Consider the following 1,679-nt stretch of genomic DNA (forward strand, 5'->3'; position numbering starts at 1 on the left):
TGCCCGAGGCGATAAAAGAGGTGTATCGCGGCAGCCTGAAAATGCTGGAAGCCTTGCGTGACGGCAAATTGACGTTAGGTATCGCCGCCAGTGGTCAGGTGCTCCCGGAGCCGGGGGCTTTTCATGTTCATGCCCGTCCGGCGCGCTTTAGCGGTCCCGGCGGCTTACTGGAGGACTTTGAATGACGCTCGATATCATGCGCGCCCTCCTGGCCCTACTGACAAAACGCTTACCGCAGCTGGAGGTCACCTTCTTTCCTGAGCAGCCGGAACGCTTTCATCTCAATCATCCACTCGGTGCGGTGCTGCTCAGTTTTGCCCGCTCGCGTTTTGGCGACATTCAGGATGTGGGCATGGTATTCCAGCCGCGGGTGCTGCATTTCACGCTGACCCTGGTGATGCGCCAGCTTAACGGTAACGAGGGGGCGATTGCCACCCTCGATACGCTGCGTCAGGCCGTGGGGGGCTTTATGCCGCCGGACTGTCGCCGCCCACTGTGGCTGATAGATGAGGTCTTTTTGGGGCAATCCGAGGGCTTATGGCAATACGCGCTAACGGTCGCGACAGAAACCTGGTTTGTGCAGGACGCCCCGCAGGAGGCCTTACCGCGTACCCGGGAAGATATCATGAAGACAGAGAATAACGAGGTGGCTTATGGCGAAGTTTCGCTACAACGGTGAATCCCCGAATGGGGCACCCCTGCGTTTGGCCGATGGCCGTACCCAGGATGTGATGTTTTATCCCGGTCAGGTCGTCGATGTGCCGGTCGATCATCCGTTTATTGTCTCGCTGGAAGCGCAGGGCTATCTGACTTTTCTGGGCTTTGATTATCCCGAACCGCCCCCCGAACCCGCCAAACCGTTGACGGATTTTGAACAACGATCACAACAGGCCCAACGGCCGACCGGCAAACCGGCCCGTTATCGTTATGACGGCGAACAGATGGGGGGTGCTTCGTTACGTTTACCGGATGGCCGCATCCTGGATGTGATGTTCTGGCCGGGTCAGGAAGTGACCTTGCCGATGGATAACGATTATGTGCTGGGGCTGGAAGCCCAGGGCTATTTAACCTTTCTGGGTCAGGAAGCAGAAACTCCCGTCGACCCCATCGTGACGGCACCGTTGGCACCGGCAATCACCTTGTCGAGCGACACCGTGGCGCTTCCCGCTGATGAGGCCAGGCCCGTCGAAGTGCCGGTCAGCACAGCATTAGCGATGCCAGCCAGAAAACGCGGAAAAGTGCCAGCAGACACAAAAAGTAACGAGGTCACCCCATGAGTAGAGAAAACCATCACGGCGTTGATACGCTGGAAATTGAACGCGGGACCCGTCCGGTCAAAACGGGAGAATCGTCCGTGATTGGGCTGGTCGGTACCGCGCCGAAAGGCCCGGTCAATACCCTGAGCCTGAGCCTGTCGGAAAAGGATGCGTCGCAGTTTGGCGATGAGAGAAGAGGATTTACCCTGCCACAAGCCTTGCGCGCTATTTATGACCACGGTGTCGGTACCATTCTGGTGGTCAATGTGTTTGACCCGCAAACCCATCAGAAAAACGTAAGCGTCGTTAAATCCCCACATTTTTTCACTTCTCCTAATTTGTCATGATGTTCGACGCTAACAATTAAGGAGAAATATTAGATGGGAATTTACCGTACAGACGAGAAATGGCGAGCTATCATTG

General features: G+C 56.3%; 3 protein-coding genes and 1 pseudogene. All 4 read left to right on the top strand.

The features are described 5' to 3' along the window. On the top strand, positions 1 to 185 hold a 185-nt coding region (locus CBG25_RS04405; protein WP_290604852.1), incomplete at its 5' end, for a phage protein Gp36 family protein. Further along, a complete protein-coding gene (locus CBG25_RS04410; protein ID WP_290604854.1) occupies positions 182 to 679 on the top strand; it encodes a Gp37 family protein in 498 nt (165 codons plus the stop codon). The genes CBG25_RS04405 and CBG25_RS04410, both read left to right, overlap by 4 nt. Then, positions 654 to 1,277, top strand: a complete 624-nt coding sequence (locus tag CBG25_RS04415; protein WP_290604856.1) for a hypothetical protein — start codon at positions 654 to 656, stop codon at positions 1,275 to 1,277. Before CBG25_RS04410 ends, CBG25_RS04415 begins: the two co-directional genes overlap by 26 nt. Beyond that, positions 1,274 to 1,546: pseudogene (locus CBG25_RS04420) on the top strand (phage tail sheath family protein); the annotation flags it as partial. The gene CBG25_RS04415 and the pseudogene CBG25_RS04420, both read left to right, overlap by 4 nt. Positions 1,547 to 1,679: the final 133 nt, after the last annotated feature.

Source organism: Arsenophonus sp. ENCA (assembly GCF_002287155.1).
Classification (GTDB): Bacteria; Pseudomonadota; Gammaproteobacteria; order Enterobacterales; family Enterobacteriaceae; genus Arsenophonus; species Arsenophonus nilaparvatae.

Coding starts and splice junctions, on each gene's coding strand:
- CBG25_RS04410 (WP_290604854.1), top strand. CDS start 182: ATGACGCTCGATATCATGCGCGCCCTCCTGGCCCTACTGACAAAACGC.
- CBG25_RS04415 (WP_290604856.1), top strand. CDS start 654: ATGGCGAAGTTTCGCTACAACGGTGAATCCCCGAATGGGGCACCCCTG.